General features: G+C 59.9%; 2 protein-coding genes. Both read left to right on the top strand.

Features of this window, described 5'->3' with window-relative positions:
• The first annotated feature begins 60 nt into the window (after window positions 1-60).
• Entirely contained in the window at window positions 61-1,551 is a 1,491-nt protein-coding gene (gene tssC, locus NCT04_RS34120; RefSeq protein ID WP_244831863.1) for a type VI secretion system contractile sheath large subunit, read from the top strand.
• A 217-nt stretch (window positions 1,552-1,768) separates the two neighbouring features.
• A partial coding sequence (locus NCT04_RS34125; protein WP_250470245.1) for an Hcp family type VI secretion system effector occupies window positions 1,769-2,232 on the top strand: 464 nt, incomplete at its 3' end.

Genomic DNA, 2,232 nt, shown 5'->3' on the forward strand with positions numbered 1-2,232 from the left:
GAACTCGGCGCACAAGACAAGTAACGCGGAACCAGCACTTCGTAGATGAAGGAGATTGAATTGAGCGACGAACAACAGCAATCCGGCGCAGCGGCGCCGGCAGAGGCCGCGGCGGGCGAAGTCTCGCTGCTCGATCAACTGGTGGAGTCGGCCCGCATCAAGCCGGGCGACGAAGCGTACTCGATCACGCGCCAGGGTATTCAGGCGTTCGTCGCGCAACTGCTCGAACCGCAGCGTTCGGTGGAGCGTGTCACCGCCGCGACCGTGGACGACATGATCGCGAGCCTCGACCGCAAGCTGTGCGCGCAGGTCGATGCCATCCTGCATCACGATGACTTCCAGAAGCTGGAATCGTCGTGGCGCTCGCTCAAGTTTCTGGTGGACCGCACCAACTTCCGCGAGAACATCAAGATTCAGTTGATGAGCGTGAGCAAGCAGAAGCTGCTCGACGACTTCCAGGACGCGCCCGAGATCACCAAGTCAGGGCTGTACAAGAACGTCTATACGGCCGAATACGGCCAGTTCGGCGGCCAGCCGTTCGGCGCGATCATCGCTAACTACGAGTTCAATGCAAGCGCGCCCGATGTCAAGCTGCTGCAATATTCGGCAAGCGTTGCCGCGATGGGTCACACGCCTTTCGTCGCCGCCGCCGGCGCGGATTTCTTCGGCATCGACTCGTTCGATCAGTTGCCGAACCTGAAAGATCTGTCGTCCATCTTCGAAGGTCCGAAGTACGTCAAGTGGAACGCCTTCCGCGAAAGCGAAGATGCGCGCTACGTCGGCCTGACCGCGCCGCATTTCCTCCTGCGCGTGCCGTACGGCCCGGAAACGGCGCCTTCGAAGAAATTCAACTACAAGGAAGACGTGTCGAGCGGTAACGACCAGTTCCTGTGGGGCAACGCGGCCTTCGCGTTTGCCACGCGTCTCACCGAAAGCTTCGCGGACTACCGCTGGTGCGCCAACGTGATCGGCCCGCAAGGCGGCGGCACGGTGCAGGACTTGCCGGTGTATTCGTTCGAATCCATGGGCGAGATCCAGAACAAGATTCCGACCGAAATCCTGATTTCCGAACGACGCGAGTTCGAGCTGGCCGAGCAAGGTTTCATGGCGCTCACCATGCGCAAGGACAGCGACAACGCCGCGTTCTTCTCCGCCAACTCGGCGCAGAAACCGAAGTTCTTCGGCCAGTCGAAAGAAGGCAAGGAAGCCGAGCTCAATTACAAGCTCAGCACGCAATTGCCGTACATGTTCGTCATGAGCCGCATGGCGCACTACATCAAGGTGATGCAGCGCGAGAACATCGGCACGTGGAAGGAGCGCGGCGATCTGGAGAAGGAACTCAACAACTGGATTCGCCAGTACGTCGCCGACATGGACAACCCGAGTCCGGGCGTGCGCAGCCGCCGCCCGTTGCGTCAGGCCGAAATCAACGTGCTCGACGTGGAAGGCGAACCGGGCTGGTACAAGGTCGACATGAAGGTGCGCCCGCATTTCAAGTACATGGGCGCGTCGTTCACGCTGTCGCTCGTCGGCAAGCTGGAAACTGCCTGATGCGCGCATCGGGTTCGAGGCAGCCGCGAACATAAGCGGCGCTTCGGCCAGGTTTCATCCGTAACACGCGGGCGGTCACCTGCAACGAGGCGGTAACCGCCCGCGCTCACACTGTGTTCATGCGCTCCGACACCTACACGTAAATGGGCGCATCGAGTCGATGCATCAAGTCAAGAAGCGACACGCGGACAAACCATAACGGCAACTGGAGGCCACCATGCCGATGCCATGCTACCTGACCCTCGAAGGTCAGAATCAAGGAAAGATCGAAGGTTCCACGAAGGTTCAGGGCCACGAAGGCAAGATCCTCGTGCAAGCCGTGGATCACACCATCGAGATCCCGAAGAGCCCGCAAACGGGTCTGCCCACGGGCAAGCGCGTGCATGGCGCGATGTCGGTGACCAAGGAAATCGACAAGTCCAGCCCGAAGCTCTATCAGGCGCTCACCTCCGGCGAGCAAATGAAGACCGTGACGCTGGAGTTCTATCGCATTTCGCCGAAGGGCACGGAAGAGAAGTACTACACCGCCAAACTCGAGAACGCGATCCTCACGCACATGCAGTCCTGGACGCCGAACTGCCTCGACCCGAACAACAAACAGATGGGTCACATGGAAGATCTCGCGTTCACCTACGAAAAGATCACGTGGACCTACGAGCCGGACGGCATCGAAGCCGAAGA

Origin of the sequence: Caballeronia sp. GAFFF2 (assembly GCF_023631485.1) — a bacterium.
Classification (GTDB): domain Bacteria; phylum Pseudomonadota; class Gammaproteobacteria; order Burkholderiales; family Burkholderiaceae; genus Caballeronia.